The organism is Acidimicrobiales bacterium (assembly GCA_016716005.1).
Taxonomy (GTDB): domain Bacteria; phylum Actinomycetota; class Acidimicrobiia; order Acidimicrobiales; family JADJXE01; genus JADJXE01.
On the sequence record JADJXE010000001.1, the window covers coordinates 3,586,730 to 3,606,015 of the forward strand.

The 19,286-nt window shown below is 72.4% G+C and carries 15 protein-coding genes; 9 read left to right on the plus strand and 6 right to left on the minus strand.

What is annotated here, in order from left to right; genetic code table 11:
* The first annotated feature begins 14 nt into the window (after positions 1–14).
* Genes IPM45_17435 through IPM45_17450 form a run of 4 tightly spaced genes read left to right on the plus strand, consistent with a single transcriptional unit; the run spans position 15 to position 5,679 of the window.
* The gene (locus IPM45_17435; GenBank protein ID MBK9181312.1) at positions 15–1,379 is read left to right on the plus strand and encodes a CpaF family protein; all 1,365 of its coding nucleotides are present in this window, start codon (positions 15–17) and stop codon (positions 1,377–1,379) included.
* Complete coding sequence (locus tag IPM45_17440) at positions 1,379–3,322, plus strand: type II secretion system F family protein (GenBank protein MBK9181313.1); 1,944 nt, start codon at positions 1,379–1,381, stop codon at positions 3,320–3,322. The genes IPM45_17435 and IPM45_17440 overlap by 1 nt, the downstream gene beginning before the upstream one ends.
* Before the next feature lies 1 nt (position 3,323).
* The gene (locus IPM45_17445) at positions 3,324–4,235 is read left to right on the plus strand and encodes a type II secretion system F family protein (GenBank protein MBK9181314.1); all 912 of its coding nucleotides are present in this window, start codon (positions 3,324–3,326) and stop codon (positions 4,233–4,235) included.
* Positions 4,236–4,251: 16 nt separating this feature from the next.
* Complete coding sequence (locus IPM45_17450; protein MBK9181315.1) at positions 4,252–5,679, plus strand: hypothetical protein; 1,428 nt, start codon at positions 4,252–4,254, stop codon at positions 5,677–5,679.
* Positions 5,680–5,747: 68 nt separating this feature from the next.
* Here the strand turns inward: IPM45_17450 and IPM45_17455 are convergent, their stop codons facing one another.
* From IPM45_17455 to IPM45_17475, 5 genes are all read right to left on the minus strand, one after another.
* The gene (locus tag IPM45_17455) at positions 5,748–5,942 is read right to left on the minus strand and encodes a Flp family type IVb pilin (protein MBK9181316.1); all 195 of its coding nucleotides are present in this window, start codon (positions 5,940–5,942) and stop codon (positions 5,748–5,750) included.
* Positions 5,943–6,090: 148 nt separating this feature from the next.
* Positions 6,091–6,285, minus strand: a complete 195-nt coding sequence (locus IPM45_17460; protein ID MBK9181317.1) for a Flp family type IVb pilin — start codon at positions 6,283–6,285, stop codon at positions 6,091–6,093.
* Positions 6,286–6,440: 155 nt separating this feature from the next.
* Entirely contained in the window at positions 6,441–6,605 is a 165-nt protein-coding gene (locus IPM45_17465) for a Flp family type IVb pilin (protein MBK9181318.1), read from the minus strand.
* Between the two features lie 153 nt (positions 6,606–6,758).
* Positions 6,759–7,406: a response regulator transcription factor gene (locus IPM45_17470; protein ID MBK9181319.1), complete on the minus strand. Its 648-nt coding sequence runs from the start codon at positions 7,404–7,406 to the stop codon at positions 6,759–6,761.
* Positions 7,403–9,136, minus strand: a complete 1,734-nt coding sequence (locus tag IPM45_17475; protein MBK9181320.1) for a GAF domain-containing protein — start codon at positions 9,134–9,136, stop codon at positions 7,403–7,405. Before IPM45_17475 ends, IPM45_17470 begins: the two co-directional genes overlap by 4 nt.
* Before the next feature lie 122 nt (positions 9,137–9,258).
* On the opposite strand from IPM45_17475, the gene IPM45_17480 reads away from it, so the two are divergent.
* From IPM45_17480 to uvrB, 3 genes are read left to right on the plus strand one after another with little or no spacing between them, the layout of a single operon-like run.
* Positions 9,259–9,855 carry a dephospho-CoA kinase gene (locus tag IPM45_17480; GenBank protein MBK9181321.1) on the plus strand — a complete coding sequence of 199 codons (597 nt, stop codon included), beginning with the start codon at positions 9,259–9,261 and terminating at the stop codon, positions 9,853–9,855.
* 56 nt (positions 9,856–9,911) lie between these two features.
* On the plus strand, positions 9,912–11,573 hold the full coding sequence (locus tag IPM45_17485; protein ID MBK9181322.1) for a glycosyltransferase family 39 protein: 1,662 nt from the start codon (positions 9,912–9,914) through the stop codon (positions 11,571–11,573).
* Between the two features lie 37 nt (positions 11,574–11,610).
* Positions 11,611–13,626, plus strand: coding sequence for an excinuclease ABC subunit UvrB (gene uvrB / locus IPM45_17490; protein ID MBK9181323.1), 2,016 nt, complete (start codon positions 11,611–11,613; stop codon positions 13,624–13,626).
* Here the strand turns inward: uvrB and IPM45_17495 are convergent.
* On the minus strand, positions 13,589–14,674 hold the full coding sequence (locus IPM45_17495) for a hypothetical protein (GenBank protein ID MBK9181324.1): 1,086 nt from the start codon (positions 14,672–14,674) through the stop codon (positions 13,589–13,591). The two genes, uvrB and IPM45_17495, sit on opposite strands and share 38 nt — an antisense overlap.
* A gap of 57 nt (positions 14,675–14,731) precedes the next feature.
* On the opposite strand from IPM45_17495, the gene IPM45_17500 reads away from it, so the two are divergent.
* Positions 14,732–16,360: a hypothetical protein gene (locus IPM45_17500; GenBank protein ID MBK9181325.1), complete on the plus strand. Its 1,629-nt coding sequence runs from the start codon at positions 14,732–14,734 to the stop codon at positions 16,358–16,360.
* A 76-nt stretch (positions 16,361–16,436) separates the two neighbouring features.
* The gene (uvrA, locus tag IPM45_17505; GenBank protein ID MBK9181326.1) at positions 16,437–19,280 is read left to right on the plus strand and encodes an excinuclease ABC subunit UvrA; all 2,844 of its coding nucleotides are present in this window, start codon (positions 16,437–16,439) and stop codon (positions 19,278–19,280) included.
* The last annotated feature ends 6 nt before the right edge of the window (positions 19,281–19,286 follow it).

A 19,286-nucleotide genomic window follows, 5' to 3' on the forward strand; every position in this document is an offset into this window, starting at 1 on the left:
GAGGGACGGGCGGCATGTCACTCTACAAGCGGCTCCAGGAGGCGCAGCCCGGCGCAGGGGCGACCGGGCCGGGCCGGCGTGACCCGATCCTGGACGAGCTCCGCCAGAAGATCCACCACCATCTCATCGAGTCCCTCGGGCCGATCCTCTACGACCGCCGCCTGTCCGAGGACGAGCTGCGCCGCAGGGTCCACGAGCAGCTCCAGGCGGCCCTCGTCCAGGAGCGGGCGCCCCTCTCGGCCGCCGACAAGGCCCAGCTCATCCAGGACGTCTCCGACGACATCCTCGGCTACGGCCCGATCGACCGCCTCCTCAAGGAGGACGAGATCACCGAGGTGATGGTCAACGGGCCGCACGCGGTGTACACGGAGCGCCACGGGCGGCTCGAGAGGGAGGAGGCCTCCTTCATCGACGAGTCGCACCTCCGCCGCATCATCGACAAGATCGTCGGCCAGGTGGGCCGGCGCATCGACGAGTCCACGCCGATGGTGGACGCCCGCCTCCCCGACGGCTCCCGTGTCAACGCGGTGGTGCACCCGCTGGCGATCGGCGGCCCGTTCCTCACGATCCGGAAGTTCTCCCGCGATCCGTTCCAGATCGACGACCTCATCCGGTTCGGCACCATCAACGCCCACGCGGCCCGCTTCTTGCAGGCCTGCGTGGTCGGTCGGCTCAACGTCATCGTCTCGGGCGGTACGGGCACCGGCAAGACCACGATGCTCAACGTCCTCTCGTCGTTCATCCCTGCCGACGAGCGCATCATCACGGTCGAGGACTCGAAGGAGCTCCAGCTGCACCAGGAGCACGTGCTGGCGCTCGAGGCCCGCCCGCCGAACATCGAGGGCAGGGGAGAGGTCACGATCCGCGATCTCGTGCGGAACACCCTCCGGATGCGCCCCGACCGCATCGTGGTCGGCGAGTGCCGCGCCGGTGAGGCCCTCGACATGCTCCAGGCGATGAACACGGGCCACGACGGCTCGATCACCACCATCCACTCCAACAGCCCGCGTGACACCCTGGCCCGCATCGAGACCATGACGCTGATGGCCGGGTTCGACCTGCCGGTTCGGGCCATCCGGGAGCAGATGGCGTCGGCCCTCGACCTGATCGTGCACCTGTCGCGGCTCCGTGACGGCACCCGCCGCATCACGCACGTCACCGAGGTGCAGGGCATGGAGGGCGACGTCATCACCCTCCAGGACATCTTCCTGTTCGACTACGGCATGGGCGTCGACGAGCAGGGTCGCTTCCGGGGTCACCTCAAGGCCACCGGCGTGCGCCCCAAGTTCACCGAGAAGCTCTCCGACCTCGGCATCCGGCTGGGCCCCGAGGTGTTCCAGCCCGAGGGCTTCGCCCGCCGCTCGACGGGGAGCGGGTGATGGAGCGCGGCCGCGCCAGCCGCGCCCTGGTCGCGCTGGTCGCGCTGGCCGTGTGTCTGGGCGCCGTGGTGGGCGCCGCCCGCCCGGCCGGCGCGCAAGCCGACGCCCGGCTGGTCATCCGCGCCGTCGATTCGCGCGAGTACCCCACGGTCGGCATCGACGTGATGGCCATCGACGCGACGCCCGGCCCCGGCGACTTCGAGGTGTCCCAGAACGGCGTGCAGGCCTCCGATCTGTCCGCGTCGAGCCTCACCGAGCTGGGCGCCCCGGTGGGCACCGTGTTCGTGATCGACAGCTCGGAGGGCATGAAGGAGGACGCCGCGCTCGACACGACCAAGGTCGCGGTCGAGGAGTACGTGCGCAACGCCCAGCCGAACGAGCGGTTCGCCCTCGTCGCGGTGTCGGGGGAGCCCCGCGTGGTGGTCGAGTTCACCGACGACATCGGCCTCGTCCTCGACGGGCTCGACGGGCTGGTCGCGGCCGGCACGAGCCCCATGGTCGACGGCGTGCAGGTGGGCCTGAACCTCTACGACGATCGGCCCGACCTCCAGCCGAACCTGGTCGTCGTGTCCGGCTCGGCCGACAACGGCTCGACCCTCTCGTTCGATTCTGTGCGCGGCGGCGTGCTCGAGCAGGCGGCCGCCGTGTTCGTCGTGGGGATCGCGCTGCCGGGCTTCGACGGCGGCTCCCTGTCCGGCCTGGCGTCGGCCTCGAACGGCCTGTACGTCCAGGCCGACGACCCCGACGGCGTCGGGCCCGCGCTGCGCACGTTCCAGGCGGCCATCGAGGGCCAGTACCGCCTCGTCTACACCGGCGACCCGGCGGCCGGCAGGCTCGACCTCCTCGTGTCGGCCGGTGATCTCGAGGCGTCGGCCTCGGTCAACCCCGGCACGTACACCGAGGGCCCCGGCCTCAACCCGCAGGTGGCCGAGAAGGCGCCAGGGGCGGGTGGCTTCCTGAGCGGCACCGCCGGCAAGGTGATCGGCGCCCTGCTCGCCCTGATCGCGGTCACGATGCTCGCCTACGTGATCGGGCGGGTCGTCGTCAGCGACGACTCGAGCCTCGAGGCCGTCCTGCGGCCCTACGCCGGCGGCTTCACCGCCCCCGACGAGGAGGGCGACGGCGACGGTTCGCTGGCCCAGACCACGGTCATGAAGCGGGCCGTCGACCTGACCACCAAGTTCGCCCAGAAGCAGGGGATGCTCACCCGTGTCGAGCGGATGCTGGAGAAGGCCGACCTCCCGCTCCGCGCCGGCGAGGCGCTGTTCTTCTACGTGGCCATGGTGGTGGTGCTCACGCTCCTGGCCCTCGTCATCAGCCGCAACCTGCTGATCGGCCTCGGGGCGCTGGCGCTGTTCGCCCTCGTCCCACCCGCGATCCTCGGCTACCTGGCCAACCGCCGGCAGAAGAAGTTCGTGTCCCAGCTCCCCGACACCCTGCAGCTGCTGTCGGGCTCCTTGCGCGCCGGGTACTCCCTGATGCAGGGCATCGAGGCCGTGGCGCAGCAGGTGGAGGATCCGATGGGTCGCGAGCTGCGTCGGGTCGTCGTGGAGTCCCGGCTCGGCCGCCCCGCCGAGGACGCCATGGAGGACGCCGCCGACCGGATGCAGAGCCCCGACTTCTCCTGGGCCGTGATGGCGATCCGCATCCAGCGCGAGGTCGGCGGCAACCTGTCGGAGCTGCTGCTCACCGTGGCCGACACGATGGTGCAGCGCGAGCGGCTGCGTCGCGACGTGAAGTCGCTCACCGCCGAGGGCAGGATCAGTGCCATCGTCCTCGGTGCCCTCCCCGTCATCCTCGGCATCGTGATGTGGGTGATCAACCCCGAGTACATCGAAGTGCTGTTCGACAACCGTCTGGGTCAGCTGATGCTCGCCGGCTCGGTGTTGCTCGCGTTCTTCGGGTTCTGGTGGATGAAGAAGACGATCGAGATCGAGGTCTGAGATGCTGCTCCTGGCGCTGATCGGGATCGCGGTCGCCATCGCCCTCGTCGCGTTCATGCTGCTCTCGCAGGCCGAGGAGAAGGCGGTGGTCCGCAGCTCGCTGCGGAACCTGTCGGCCAACGACGTCGAGAACATCCGCGACCAGGAGCTGCTCGACCCGATCGGTCAGCGGGCGGTGGTGCCGGTGGTCAAGGGCCTCGGCAGCTTCGGCCGGCGCTTCACGCCCACCGGCTACCTCGACAACGTGCGCCAGAAGTTCGCGTCGCTCGGCCACGTGAGCGAGGACGACATCGACCGCTACCTCGCGGTGCGCGTGCTCACCGTGGTCGCGATCCCCGTGGCCTTCGTGCTGATCGTGGCCTTCCTGCCGGTCGAGGGGATGCTGCGACTCGCGGTGCTCGGGCTCGTGGGGCTGGCCCTGCTGCTGGGGCCGGATGCGATCCTGAACCGGCGCGTCGAGGAGCGCCAGATGGCGATCCGCATCGCCCTGCCCGACCTGCTCGACCTGCTGGTGATCAGCGTCGAGGCCGGCCTCGGCTTCGAGCAGGCGCTCGACCGCACGGTGGCGGCGGTGCCGGGGCCGCTCTCCGACGAGTTCCGCCGGATGCTGGGCCAGGTGCGGGCAGGCGCCAGCCGGGCAGACGCCATGCGGGCGCTGGAGCAGCGCGTCGACGTGCCCGAGCTGCGCTCGTTCGTGCTGGCGATCCTGCAGGCCGACACCTTCGGCGTGTCGATCGGCCGGGTCCTGCGGACCCAGGCCGACGAGATGCGGATCAAGCGCCGCCAGCTGGCGCAGGAGCGGGCCATGAAGGCGCCCGTGAAGATGCTGATCCCGATGGTGTTCTGCATCTTCCCGGCGCTGTTCGTCATCACCCTCGGCCCCGCGATGATCAACATCATGGAGAACTTCTAGGCCTAGGTTCAGGGGCGTGCGCCGCCTCGTCCATCCGAGCCTCGGAGCGGTCGTCGGCCTGGCGTTCGCCCTCTGGGGCCTCGTCATCGGGTTGCAGCCCCTGGGTGACAACAGCTTCCTCACGCACCTGGCCACGGGCCGGCTGATCCTCGACGGCGGCATCCCGCGCGCCGACCCCTACTCGTTCACCGCGTCCGGGTTGACGTGGGTGGTGCAGAGCTGGCTGGCGTCGCTGGTGTACGGGCTGGTCGATCGGTGGTGGGGCGGGCACGGTCTGCAGCTGCTCACCGGTGCCCTCACGGCGGCGCTGGCCCTGCTGGTGTGGCGGCTCACCCGGCCGGCGGAGCAGCTGCTCGGCCGCATCGCTCTGGCCGGCGTGGTGCTGGCCGTGGGCACGGGCGCGTGGTCGGAGCGGCCGCTGCTGGTCGGGCTCGTCCTGCTGGCCCTCACCCTGGTGGTGCTCGGCGACGACGGCCCGCCGCCCTGGGTGCTCGTTCCGGTGTTCTGGCTGTGGGTCAACGTGCACGGTTCGTTCCCCCTCGGGCTTGTCGCCATCGTGGTGGTCGCGCTCGGCCGGTGGTTCGATGCGCGCCGGCCCGCCCGCGACCTGCTTCGGCTCGACGCGCTCCGCCAGACCCGGGGGACCCGGGCGCTGGGCTGGGCCGTCGCGGGCACGTTGCTGGGCGCGGTCAACCCACTCGGCCCGCGGCTGCTGGTGTTCCCCGTGGAGCTCCTCGGCCGCAGCGACGTCCTGCAGTTCGTCGTCGAGTGGCAGGCGCCGACGTTCACGGGCTGGTGGCAGCGCCTCTTCCTCGTGCAGGTCGCGGCGGCGGTGCTGGTGCTGACGCGACGGCCGTCGTGGTGCCTCGGGCTGGTCCTGGCGTCGTTCCTCCCGCTGGCGCTCATCAGCTCTCGGAACGTCGCGGTGGCGAGCCTGGTGCTGGTGGCGGCGATGGCGCCGCAGGCGAAGGGCCTCGGCACCATCGGCACCGCCCGGCGATCCCTCGCGGTCACGCTCGGGGCCGTAGCGCTGGTGGCAGGTGGAGCGGTCGCGGTGGCGGCTGCCCTGTCGTCGCCCGCCTTCCGGTTCGACGGGTACCCGGTGGCCGCGCTGGCGTGGGCCGATGGCGAGGGCCTCCTGGGTCCCGACCAGCGAGTGGTCACCCCCGATCTGGTGGGCAACTACCTCGAGTACCGGCGCGGCGCCGACGCCAACGTGTTCGTGGACGACCGCTACGACATGTACCCGCGTGAGGTCGTCGACGACCTGGTGGTGCTGCACCAGGGGGGGGAGCGGTGGCAGGAGGTGCTCGACGACTGGGACACCACGGCGGTCGTGTGGCCGGCCGACCTGCCCCTGTCCACGATCCTCGAGACGAGCCCGGCGTGGCGGATCGCCTACGCCGACGACGACTGGGTCGTGGCGGTGCCGTCAGGGCGCTGACGCGCACCGGGCGAGCCCGACGGCGGATCGGCTCGCCCGGTGTGGCCGCGCTGTCGCTGAGCCGTGGCTCAGCTGGCGCTGCCCACGGAGCTGCCGACCCCATCGAGCGTGCTGGACGTCGCGCCTCCGAGGAGCGCCATCGCGGCGATGCACACCACGGCGATCAGGGCGGCGAGGAACGCGTACTCCACGAGGGAGGCGCCCCGCTCGGTGTCGCCGAAGCGGGCCCGGACCCACGTGCTCAGGAACGCCCATGTGATCATCGAACCGCTCCCATCCTCGACGACCCGTCCCGCCGAGGGTGGTGTCGGCACGTCGGCCCCCCGTCCGCATGGGCCATTCGGCTCATTCACGCGACGAGGGAGCGGGCCCGGGGGTCCGCTCCCTCGTCGCGCTGTGGTGGCGCGGGGATCAGCTGGCGCCACCGATGGAGCTGCCGACCGAGTCGAACTTGCTGGAGGCGTTGTTGCCCAGCAGTGCGATGGCGGCGATGCACACCACGGCGATGAGGGCGACCAGCAGCGCGTACTCCACGAGGGAGGCGCCCCGCTCGGTGTCGCCGAAGCGGGCCCGGACCCATGTGCTCAGGAAGTCCCATGTGATCATCGAATCGCTCCCTCGTCGATGTGCCTGCAACCCGCAGGCGTCACCGTGTGTGTCGGCACGTCGGTCGCCGGTCCGCATGGGCCGTTCGGCCCATTCACGCGACGAGGGAGCGGGCCTGGGACCCGCTCCCTCGTCGCGCTCTGGTGAGCCTGGGATCAGCTGGCGCCGCCGATGGAGCTGCCGACCGAGTTGAACTTGCTGGAGGCGTTGTTGCCCAGCAGTGCGATGGCGGCGATGCACACCACGGCGATGAGGGCGACCAGCAGCGCGTACTCCACGAGGGAGGCGCCCCGCTCGGTGTCGCCGAAGCGGGCCCGCATCCAGGTGGCGATGAAATCGAAGGAGGTAAGCATCGGGGATCTCCCTGTCTCTGACTCTTGCGTGGACCCCCGTCGGGGGCTTGCACGATCAGTATCGGAGGGCAGGGATGGCGACTCCATAGGACGTTCGGACCATTTCGTCAACCCGGGTGCTCAATCGAGGTGCACGATCCCCATCCGCACCGCCCGGAGCACGGCCTGGGTCCGGTCGCGGGCGTCGAGCTTCTCGTAGATGGAGGCGAGGTGGTTCTTCACGGTCTTCTGCGAGATGTAGAGCTTGCTGGCCACCTCCGGGGGCGAGCACCCGTCGGCGATGAGCTGCAGCACCTCTTCCTCGCGCTTGGTGACCACCCGTTCCTCGTCGGGCACGGCGGGCGGGTCGAGGCGGCGGACCTCGTCGAGCATCGAAGCGGCCAGCTCGGGTGACAGCGCGGTCTCGCCGGCGGCGGCGCTGCGGATCGTCGACGCGATGTCCTCGACCGAGCAGTCCTTCACGAGGTAGCCGACGGCACCGGCGCGGATGGCCTGCGCCAGCAGCTCCTGGTCGGCGTGCATCGTCAGCATCACGACCTTCACGCCGGGATGGCGGGCGTGGACGTCTCGTGTGGCCTCGATGCCGTTCAGCTCCGGCATGCTGATGTCCATCAGCACCACGTCGGGCCCGAGCTCGTCGACCAGGTGCAGCGCCTCTTCGCCGTCGCCCGCCTCGCCGACCACCTCGAAGCCCTCGTCCTCCATCGAGCGCCGCAGGGCCTCCCGGAGCATGCGGTGGTCGTCGGCCAGCAGCAGTCTGATCGTCAACGGTTGTCCCTTCGTTGGGAAACGAGGCGGCATCGCACGGTGGTCCCGAACCCGCGGTTCGACTCGACGTCGAGGCGGGCGCCGAGGCTGGCGGCCCGCTCGCGCATGCCCAGGAGGCCGTAGGAGTCGAGGCGGCCGGCGGTGCGGCGATCGAAGCCGATGCCGTCGTCGCTCACCACCAGCTCGGCCTCGTCACCGTCGCACACCCAGGTGACGGCCAGCTGCCGGGCGCGGGCGTGACGCTCCACGTTCGTGATCGCTTCCTGGGCGACCCGCCAGAACTCCTTCTCCTGGAGCAGCGGCAGCCGGGCCTGCTCGTCGGAGCGGAAGGTCACCCCGAGGCCGGAGCGCTCCTGCACGCGGGCCAGATAGGCCTCCAGGGTGGCGGTCATGCTCTGCTCGTCGGACACCTCGGTCCGGAGGTCGTACAGGGTGTCGCGCACCTCGCCGATCACGCCGCGCATGTCCTCGCGGAGCCGCCCGAGCGGCTGGTCGACGTCGCTCCCCTTGCCGGCCAGCTTCACGATGCGGTCGAGCTCGAAGGCGAGGTAGGCGAGCGACTGCCCGATCCGGTCGTGGAGATCCCGGGCGATGCGGGAGCGCTCCTCGTCGGCCGCGACCGTGCGCAGCCGGGAGAACCAGCGGGCATTGTCGATGGCGAGCGCGGCCGGCGCCACGAAGCCGTCGAGCAGCTCCAGGTCGCGCGGGGTGAACCGGTCGGGTTCGCGGCACTCCACCGCGAGCGCGCCCACCAGCGTGCCGCGGGCGCGGAGGGCGGCGTAGATGCCCGATTCGGCGCGAGGTGCGGCACCAGGGCCGCCGCGTGCCAGCAGGTTCGCCTCGGCCAGCGCGCCGGGGGAGCTCACGGCCCGCTGCAGCGGCGGGGGCAGCGTGCCCGCCCGGTAGGGCTCCTGGATGCGCACGTTGTGCTTGGCGGCCGGCTGCCACGAGTCGTCGGTGTCGTCGTGGAGGAGGAGCAGCGCGCTGTCGAAGTCGAACAGCTCGCGGAGCCTGCTGATGGTCGATGCCAGCGCGTCCTCGAGGTCGAGCGAGGCGGGGAGGGTCTGGGCGACCCGGTGGAGCGAGTAGAGCAGGGCGTTGGCCTCGGTGAGCCGACCGAGGCGATCCATGGCCAGCGACTGCTGCTGGGCCGACTCGGTCGAGATCCGGCGGGCCCAGCCGGCCACCAGGGCCACCAGCAGGAGCACGACCGACCACTGGGCGGCCTCTCTGGCGACGTCGCCGGCCCCGGTGGGGGCCCGCAGCACCTCGGGTACGGCCACGGCCAACGCCGACACCAGGCTGATCGCCACGGCCAGCGTGAAGCCGCGGGCGAACCCCGCGATGATCACGGCGGTGACGAGCGAGGGGGTGAAGGGGGAGCTCCAGTAGCCCGTCGCGACGACGACGCCGACGGTGATCGCCACCTCGAGGAGGACATCGACCAGCCCGCGCGTGCCCACGGCGTGGATGGGGCGGAGGGTGCGGTACGTCGTGTAGGCGATCAGCACCAGGCCGGAGGCGATGACCGGCCACTCCTGGTCGGAGATCTCCTGGGCGGCCAGCGTGAGCCCGACCGCGACCGCTCCCCACCGGATGGCCACGGCCAGCTGCCGGAACGGGTCGACCGACGGCCGCTCGAGCGCTGGTGGCGGTGCCGTCGCGGCCGTGAGAGGGGCGCCGGCGGCGCCTGACTCGGAGGTGGCAGGGGAGCTCAGGTCGGCGTGCACGTCCGGTGCTCGATCTCGGGCGACGCCGGCGGCGCCGGGTCGACGGGACCAGGCTAGGGGAGGACGGGCACTCGGATGGGGTATCCGGGGTGGTCGGCCCTCGCTGCTACGGTCCGCTGATCGTGAAGCTGGTCGGCCTCACCGGGGGGATCGGAGCGGGCAAGAGCACCGTCTCGGCCCTGCTGGCCGAGCGGGGCGCGGTGATCGTCGACGCCGACGCCATCACCCGCCAGCTGCAGGCTCCCGGCGAGCCCGTGTTCGCGGCCATCGTGGAGCGCTTCGGCACGGGCGTGGTGGCGCCGGACGGACTCCTCGACCGTCCGGCCCTGGCCGCGATCGTGTTCAGCGACCCGGCCGCGCTGGCGGATCTGAACGCCATCGTGCACCCGGCCGTCGGTGCGGAGATCGCCCGCCGCATCGAGGCCGAGCGCGTCACCGACCACGTGGTCGTGCTCGACATCCCCCTGCTGGTGGAGTCGGGCCGCAGCGGGATGGCGGGGGTGATCGTGGTCGACGTGGCGCCCGAGGTCGCGGTCGCCCGGCTGGTGGGGCAGCGGGGCTTCGACGAGGCCGACGCCCGGGCCCGGATCGCGAACCAGGCGAGCCGGGAGGAGCGGGTGGCCCGGGCCGACGTGGTGATCGACAACTCAGGAGACCGCGACGAGCTCGCCCGACGCGTCGACGAGGTGTGGGCCTGGATCCAGCGGCTCCCTGGGTGAACGCGCCCCAGGAGGCGACCGCGCCGGGCGGGTGCACAGGGCCGACGCGCCGGGCGGTGATCGCGGTGCTCGCAGGGCTGCTCGTGCCGTTCACGCTCCTCGCGCTGCGGCAGGCGGCCGACGACCGGGTGACGGTGGACGAGGCCGTCTACATCGCCTCGGGGGTGACCGCGCTGACCCGTCACGATCTCCGGCTGGTGCCCGAGCAGCCGCCGGCGGCCAAGGTCCTGGCGGCCGTGCCCGCGCTCCTCGGCCGACCCGTCGTGCCCGACTCGCCGTCGTGGGACGAGGCGGACTGGTTCGGGTACACGGAGGACTTCGTCGACGCCCAGCAGGAGGTGGGCCGGCTCGACCGGGTGACGTTCCTCGCACGTCTCGTGCCGGTGCTCCTCGCCGCGGGCACGTCCGTCAGCCTCTACCTGCTGGGCGCCCGCCTGTTCGGCGGGTGGGAGGGGCTGCTCGCGGCCGGGCTGTGGCTCACCCTCCCCCTGGTGCTCGGGCACGGCCACCTGGCGACGACCGACGTGCCCTTCGCTCTCGCCACCGTGCTCGCCGTGCTCGCGCTGACGTGGCTGCTCGAGCGCCCCGGCCGGGGGCGGGCCCTGTCGCTGGGGGCCGCCGTCGGCGCGGCGCTGCTCGTGCGCTACACCGGCCTCGTCCTGGCCGGAGCCGTCGTGGCGGTGGTGGTGGTCGCCGGCCGGCGCGACCTGCGTCGGGCCGCGCTGACCGTGGCGGTCGTGCTGGGGGTGGCCTGGGCGACGGTGTGGGTGGGGGTGCGGGTCGTGGCGCCGGCTCCACCCGGGGGCGAGGCCCGTGACGTCCTCGAGGGGTTCGTGCGCGACGGCCGCGACGCGTCGCTGCTGGCTCGGGTCGGCACGTCGGTGCCCTGGCCCCTCGAGTACCGCGCCGGGCTCGCCTACCTCGAGCTCACCGCGACCGAGCGGCCGTCGTACGTGCTCGGCCGCGCCTCCGAGGGCCGCTCGGCCGGCTACTGGGCCGGCGCGATGGCGGTGAAGCTGCCGCCGACCACGGTGCTGGTGTTGGCGGCGGGCCTGGGGTCCTGGGCCCTCGTGCCGCCCGAGCGCCGTCGCCGGGCCGCCCTCGTCCTCGGCGTGCCCGCAGGCGCCCTGCTCCTGGCGACCGTGGCTCAGCCCCGCCCGATCGGGACCCGGTACCTGCTCCCCGTTCTCGCCCTGGCCCTGGTGGCCGCCGGCCCCGGGGTGCGCCTGGCCCGCTGGCGCGCCGGCCAGGCTGCCCTGGCCGCCCTGCTCGTTGGCCAGGCCGCGCTGTTCCTGACCGCGTCGCCGCACGCCCTGGCCTGGACCTCGCCCCTCTTCCGGCCCGGCTACCGAGCGATCTCCGACTCCGACCTCGACTGGGGCCAGGACCTCGGCCGGCTGGCCGAGTGGTCGGCGACCCGCCGGCCGACGGTGGCCTTCGTCGGGCCTCGCGGCGTCGGCATCGAGGACATCCCGGGAGCCACCGAGCTCGATCCGGCCCGGCCCGACCTGGTCGAGGGCTGGCTGGCGGTGTCGGCCTCGGCGCTCACCGCGTACCTGCGGGACGACCTGGCCTGGCTGCGGGCCTACTGCCCGGTCGGGACGATCGGCGGCTCGATCCTGCTGTACCGCTTCGACGAGCCGCCCGAGGCGGTCGACGACCCGCCGGCGGCACCGGTGGCGCCGTGCCCGGCCGGACCCAGCGTCCGGCGCCCCTGATCCCGTGGGTGACACACCCCGTCGGTAGCCTCGGGCCGTGCCTCCGTTCCGGGTCGTCTCCGAGTTCGCTCCAGCCGGTGACCAGCCCAAGGCCATCGAGGCTCTCGCCGCCGGGGTCGAGCGGGGCGACCGGTTCCAGACCCTGCTCGGCATCACCGGCAGCGGCAAGAGCGCCACCATCGCCTGGACGATCGAGCGGGTCCAGCGGCCCACCCTCGTGATCGCACCCAACAAGTCGCTGGCCGCGCAGCTCGCCAACGAGTTCCGGGAGCTGTTCCCCGACAACCGGGTGGAGTACTTCGTCTCCTACTACGACTACTACCAGCCCGAGGCGTACATCCCGTCGAGCGACACCTACATCGAGAAGGACTCCTCGGTGAACGACGAGATCGACCGCCTCCGCCACGCGGCCACCTCGGCCCTCCTCACCCGGCGCGACGTGATCGTGGTGGCCTCGGTGTCGTGCATCTACGGCCTGGGGTCGCCCGAGGAGTACCAGGGCAAGATGCTCGTCGTGCGGGCGGGGGACGAGCACGACCAGCGCTCGATCCTGCGCTCCCTGGTCGACCTGCAGTACGAGCGCAACGACGCCAACCTGGTGCGGGGCCGGTTCCGCGTGCGGGGCGACACCATCGAGGTGCACCCCTCCTACGAGGAGGTCGCCACGCGGATCGAGCTGTTCGGCGACGAGGTCGAGCGCATCTCGGTGGTCGATCCGCTCACCGGCGAGCACCTCCGCGAGCTCGACGAGGTGGTCATCTTCCCGGCCACCCACTACGTGGCCAGCGACCAGCGCATGCGCGAGGCCATCGTCGGCATCGAGGCCGAGCTGCAGGAGCGCCTCGCCGAGTTCGAGGCGCAGGGCAAGCTGCTCGAGGCCCAGCGGCTCCGCATGCGCACCCAGTACGACCTCGAGATGATGCAGGAGGTCGGCTACTGCAACGGCATCGAGAACTACAGCCGCCACATCGACGGCCGGGAGCCCGGCCAGGCGCCCTACGCCCTGCTCGACTACTTCCCCGACGACTTCCTGATCGTGGTCGACGAGAGCCACGTCACGATCCCCCAGCTCCACGGCCAGTACGAGGGCGATCGCTCCCGCAAGGCCGCTCTCGTCGAGCACGGGTTCCGCCTGCCGTCGGCGGCCGACAACCGCCCGCTGCGCTTCGATGAGTTCCTGGAGCGGGTGAACCAGTGCGTGCTGCTGTCGGCCACCCCCGGCCCGTGGGAGCTCGACCACTCGGCCCAGGTGGTCGAGCAGATCGTGCGGCCCACCGGGCTGATCGATCCCGAGGTGATGGTGAGGCCGACCAAGGGCCAGATCGACGACCTGCTGGAGCAGATCAGCCAGCGGGTAGCCAAGGGCGACCGGGTCCTCGTCACCACCCTCACCAAGAAGATGGCCGAGGACCTCACCGACTACCTGCTCGAGCTGGGGGTGCGGGTGCGGTACCTGCACTCCGAGGTCGACACCATCCAACGCATCGAGATCCTCCGCGACCTGCGCCTCGGCGAGTTCGACGTGCTGGTGGGCATCAACCTGCTCCGAGAGGGGCTGGACCTGCCCGAGGTGTCGCTGGTCGCCATCCTCGACGCCGACAAGGAGGGCTTCCTCCGCAGCGAGACGTCCCTGATCCAGACCATCGGCCGGGCCGCCCGCAACGTCGACGGTCAGGTGATCATGTACGCCGACGCCGTGACCGATTCGATGCAGCGGGCCATCTCCGAGACGAATCGCCGGCGCGGGCTGCAGCAGGCCTACAACGCCCTGCACGGCATCGACCCGCAGACCATCCGCAAGGCCGTCACCGACATCCTGGCCACCCTGCGTCCGGCGGAGACCGCGCCGGTGCCGGGCCGGGACCGGCGTTCGCGCCGGCGCGACAGGGCTCGCAGCGACCTGGCCGAGCTGCCCCACGGCGAGCTCGTGCGGCTGGTGCAGACCCTCGAGGAGGAGATGCACCAGGCCGCGGCCGACCTCCGCTTCGAGTACGCCGCCCGCCTCCGCGACGAGATCAAGGACCTGAAGCGAGAGCTGCGGGCGGCGGGCTGAGCGTTCGTCGCTGCGGGTTCCTCGGGGTCACCAGCATCAGCAGCGCCAGCAGCAGGGCCGGCGCGGTGGCCCTGCTGCCGTTCAGGTTCAGGGCGAGGACGTCCGGGCCCAGGACCACGAGGAATGCTCCGTTCAGGGCGACGGCCCACCACAGGGGGTGGCGGGGCCGGCGCGTCGCGAGGGCGGCGACGGCCGCGGTGACCGTGAGCAGCGCGAAGGCGGCGGCGAAGGCCGCGTCGTCCGCCGTCCACCCGCCGACGACGGCGTCCCACAGGCCGGTGAACGGCGCGGAGAGCTCCACCACCTGGCGACCGGTGGCCTCGACGAGCAGGCGGACGGCGAGCCACCACGCACACGCCACCGCGGCGGGCACGGCCACGAGCGCCAGGCTCCGGCGGTCGCGCCGGCCGAGGGCCACGCCCACGAGCACCACCAGCACGGACTCCTTGGTGAGCACCGCGGCCACACCGCACGCCACGGCCGCGGCCTGGCGACCGCGCAGGAACAGCGCGGTCGCGGCGATCGCCAGGGCCAGGGCGAGGCCGTCGGCGGTGCTGATCCGCAGGGCGACGTAGGTCCCGGGAACCAGCGCGAACAGCAGAGCGGCCCACGGCCCACCGCCGACGGTGACGGCCAGCGCGCCGGTGGCCACACCACCGATGAGCACCGCCGCCGTTCCGACCACGAAGAGGGCGATCACCAGCCCGGTGCCGCCACCCTGGGGGTGCAGGGCCCAGGCGAGCAGCGGGAACAGCGGCCGCTGGAGCCGGTAGCGCGGCCGGTCGAGGTGCTCGCTGACCTCGTCGAGGTGCATGGGCGACCGGGCGATGGCGTACAGCTGCTGACCGTCGTGGCCGGTGCCGCGCAGCAGCTCGGTGCCGGGGAAGTCCTCTCGGAAGACCTGGGCCGCAGGCCCCCGCGCGCCCGGCTGCACCAGGCCGAGCGGGTTGCTCCCCGTCCGCTGGAGGTCGACCAGCACGGCGGCCACGACGACGAGCGTGCCCAGGACGCTCCACACGACCAGGCGTCGCCAGGGGAGCGGTGGCATCGCCGGAGGGTAGCCCCGTCCCCCAGCCGCGCCCGGGAACCGCGAGAGGATCACGGCATGCGCTGGAAGCGGCTGGTCGGGCCCCTGGTCCTTCTGGCCGTGTACCTCGGCGTGGGCTGGCTCGGCGACGCCCGCGCCGCGTCGTTCTCCGACGTGGGCGGCAAGGTGGCCACGCTGCGCGTCATGGGCGAGCGCGACTCGTGGGAACCGGACGTCGGCTACTGGGCCGCCGCCGCCGACCCGGAGGCGGTGCACCACCCGCTGCGCCACACCGTGCCCCGGGGTGACCGCTACGTGCAGATCACGTCGCTGCCGCTCGTCGAGGCAGCCCGTCCCCTGTGGGCGATCGGAGGCGCGCGCGCCATCCTCCTGCTGCCGGCCCTGGGAGCGGTGCTCGCCGCCGTGGCGGCAGGCTGGCTGGCCCGCCTCGTCGACCCTGCGTCGGACGGGCGGCTGGCCTTCTGGGTCACGGGCCTCGCGTCGCCGGTGGCGTTCTACGCGACCGACTTCTGGGAGCACGCGCCAGCGGTCGGGGTCGCGCTGCTGGCCGTCGCCCTGGCCCTGTCGGCGGACCGTGTGCCTGTCGCCGCGCTCGCCGGGGCCACCGCCGCGCTCGGCGTGGTGCTGCGCTCCGAGGTGGCGCTGGTGCTGGCCTCCCTCGTGGTCGTGGCGGCCTTCATCCCGGAGGAGCGGCGCCGGTGGACGCGCCGGCCGGCCCTGCTGGTCGCTGCGGTGGCCGGAGGCGTGGCCGTGTTGGCCGCCAGCCAGCTGGTCGAGCGGTCGCTGCTCGGCCCCGGTGGGAGCCGGGCGGCCCGCTCGAGCGGGCTGGTGGAGGGGGCCGGCTCGGTGGTGGCCACCCGCCTCCGCGACGCGGTGCTGACGGGCTTCGGCATCTTCCAGAACGAGCACCCCCTCTCGCTCCTGCTCGGGGCCGTCGTCGCGGTGGGGATCCTCTGCCTCGCCCTCGGGGCCGTCCGCCCGGGCACCAGCCCCCTCCTCGTCTGGCTCGGCGGTGGGGTGGCGATCGCCCTGCTGGTGGTGCGGGGCGCGCTGGGGCTGGGCTTCGTGCCCGGGCTCCTCCCGGCGTCGGCGGTGGCGGCGGCCGGCCTGTTCGGGGCCCGCACGAGCCGCGAGCACCTCCTGCTGGGTGGAGGTCTGCTCGCGCTGCCGGCCATCTGGCTGCTTCAGTGGCCTGGTGAGCAGGCCCCCCAGTGGGGAGGCCGCTACCTGCTGGTCTCGGGCGCGCTGCTGGTGGTGGTCGGCGCCAACGCCATCGACCGCGCCGGCATGCGACGGGCTCCGGCGGTGGCGCTGCTGGCCGTGGCGGCCGCGGTCACCTGGTACGGGCTGGCGTGGCACGTCGATCGCACCCGCGAGGTGGCCCGCACCGTCGAGGCGCTCCTCGACGTGGCGGACGGGCGGGTCGTCGTCGCCACCGACATCAACCTGGGCCGGGAGGCGGGGTGGTGGTACGGCGAGCGGCGATGGTTGACGGCTGACGGCGAGGAAGCCCTTCCCGACGCCCTGGCGGTGGCCGCACGGTCCGGGGTGGCCAGCGTCGAGCTGGTGCTCGCAGGTGACGCCGTCGAGGCCCCGGACGCCATCGGGGAGTGGCGGCGCAGCGGCGGTGTCCGCACCGTCGACCACCAGGGCGACGACCTGCTGGTGGTCACCTACGAGCGGTGAGCCCGAGGGGCCGATCTCGCCCCTGATCGAACAGGCGTTCCCCCATCGGCCGACCTGCCGCCGGTAGGATCGGTCCGTGGATCGGCTGGTCGTCCGCGGCGCCCGCGAGCACAACCTGAAGAACATCTCGATCGAGCTGCCCCGCGACAAGCTCATCGTGTTCACGGGGCTCTCGGGCTCGGGCAAGTCGTCCCTGGCGTTCGACACGATCTACGCCGAGGGTCAGCGGCGCTACGTCGAGTCGCTGTCGTCGTACGCCCGGCAGTTCCTCGGCCAGATGGACAAGCCCGACGTCGACTTCATCGAGGGCCTGTCGCCGGCCATCTCCATCGACCAGAAGTCGGCGTCGCGCAACCCCCGATCCACGGTGGGCACCATCACCGAGGTCTACGACTACCTGCGCCTTCTCTACGCCCGCATCGGCGTGCCCCACTGCCCGAACGACGGCACCCGGGTCGAGCGCCAGACACCCCAGCAGATCGTCGATCGCGTGCTCGAGCTGCCCGACGGCACCCGCTTCCAGGTGCTCGCGCCGGTGGTGCGCGGCCGCAAGGGCGAGTACGACACGCTCCTCGCCGACCTCGCCTCGCAGGGCTTCGCCCGGGCCCGCATCGACGGCGAGGTGCGCGACCTGGCCGAGGTGGCCAAGGACGGCGCCCACCTGGCGCGCTACGAGCAGCACACCCTGGAGGTGGTCGTCGACCGGCTGGTCCGGCGCGACGGCATCGAGCGCCGCCTGACCGACTCGCTGGAGACGGCGCTGCGCCTGGCCGACGGCATCGCCGAGGTGGAGATCGTGGGCCGCGACGGCGGCGACTCGGAGACCCTCACGTTCAGCCAGCACCTCGCCTGCCCCACCTGCGGGCTGAGCTTCGACGAGCTCGCCCCCCGGAACTTCTCGTTCAACTCGCCCTACGGGGCGTGCGAGCGCTGCGACGGCCTCGGCACGCGCTTCGAGGTCGACCCCGAGCTGGTGGTGCCCAACCCCGACCTGTCGCTCAACGAGGGGGCGATCGCCCCCTGGTCGACAGCCCGCGCCCAGTGGTTCGCCCGGCTCCTCACCGCCGTGGCCGAGGAGCACGGCATCGACCCGGACGCCCCCTGGGGCCGGCTCGGCAAGAAGCAGCAGCAGGTGATCCTGCACGGAGCGGGGAAGGAGTCGGTGACCGTCCGCTACCGCAACCGCTACGGGCGGGTCCGCACCTACTCCACCTCGTACGAGGGCGTCCTGCCGTACCTCCAGCGCCGGCACGCCGACGCCGAGAGCGACCACCAGCGGGAGCAGATCGAGGGCTACATGCGGGAGGTTCCCTGCCCCGCCTGCGACGGCGCCCGGCTCAAGCCGGCGTCGCTGGCGGTGCTCGTGGGGGGCAGGAACCTGTTCGAGGTGAGCTCGATGAGCATCGGCGAGGCGGCCAAGTTCCTGGCCGGCCTCGACCTCTCCGAGCGCGACCGCATGATCGCCGAGCGGGTGGTGAAGGAGATCAACGCCCGCATGGGCTTCCTGCTCGACGTCGGCCTCGACTACCTGAGCCTGGGGCGGTCGGCCGGCACGCTGGCCGGGGGCGAGGCGCAGCGGATCCGCCTGGCCAGCCAGATCGGCAGCGGGCTGGTGGGGGTGCTGTACGTGCTCGACGAGCCCTCGATCGGCCTCCACCAGCGCGACAACCGCCGCCTCATCGACACCCTCGTGCGGCTGCGCGACCTCGGCAACACGGTGCTGGTGGTCGAGCACGACGAGGAGACCATCAGGGTGTCGGATCACGTGGTCGACATCGGGCCCGGGGCCGGCGAGCACGGCGGTGACGTCGTCTACTCGGGCACGGTCAAGGGGCTGCTGCGGGCCAAGGCCTCGGTCACCGGCCAGTACCTCTCGGGGCGGCGCAGGATCCCCGTGCCGGCCACCCGACGGGAGCCGGGCGACGAGTGGCTGTGGGTCCGGGGCGCGCGCGAGCACAACCTCCGCGACATCGACGTGGCCATCCCCCTCGGGTGCTTCGTGTGCGTCACCGGCGTGTCGGGCTCGGGCAAGTCCACCCTCGTGTCCGACATCCTCCACCGGGCCCTCATGCAGCGGATCTACCGGTCGAAGGACGTGCCCGGCCGCCACAAGGCCCTCGAGGGGGTCGAGTTCCTCGACAAGGTCATCAACATCGACCAGTCGCCGATCGGCCGCACCCCCCGCTCCAACCCGGCCACCTACACGGGGGTCTTCGACCACGTCCGCAAGCTCTTCAGCCAGACCCCGGAGGCGCGGATCCGCGGCTACCTGCCGGGGCGGTTCTCGTTCAACGTGAGCGGCGGCCGCTGCGAGGCCTGCGCGGGCGACGGCACCATCAAGATCGAGATGCACTTCCTGCCCGACGTGTACGTGCCCTGCGAGGTCTGCAAGGGCGACCGCTACAACCGCGACACCCTCGACATCGCGTTCAAGGGGAAGAACATCGCCGAGGTGCTCGACCTGTCGTGCGAGGAGGCGCTGGCGTTCTTCTCCAACCAGCCGCCCATCGCCCGCCACATGCAGACGCTGGTCGACGTGGGGCTCGGCTACGTGCGCCTGGGCCAGCCGGCCCCCACCCTGTCGGGCGGCGAGGCGCAGCGGGTGAAGCTGGCCAGCGAGCTGGCCAAGCGACCCACGAACCACACCATCTACATCCTCGACGAGCCCACCACCGGTCTGCACTTCGAAGACGTCCGCAAGCTCCTCACGGTGCTGTCGCGGCTGGTCGACCAGGGCAACTCGGTGCTCGTGATCGAGCACAACCTCGACGTGGTCAAGACCGCCGACTGGCTGATCGACCTGGGGCCCGAGGGCGGCTCCGGGGGCGGCAAGGTGGTGGTGGAGGGCCCGCCCGAGCTGGTGGCGGCCACGCCCGAGAGCCACACCGGGCGGTTCCTCGGTCCGCTCCTGGCCGGGTAGCCGACC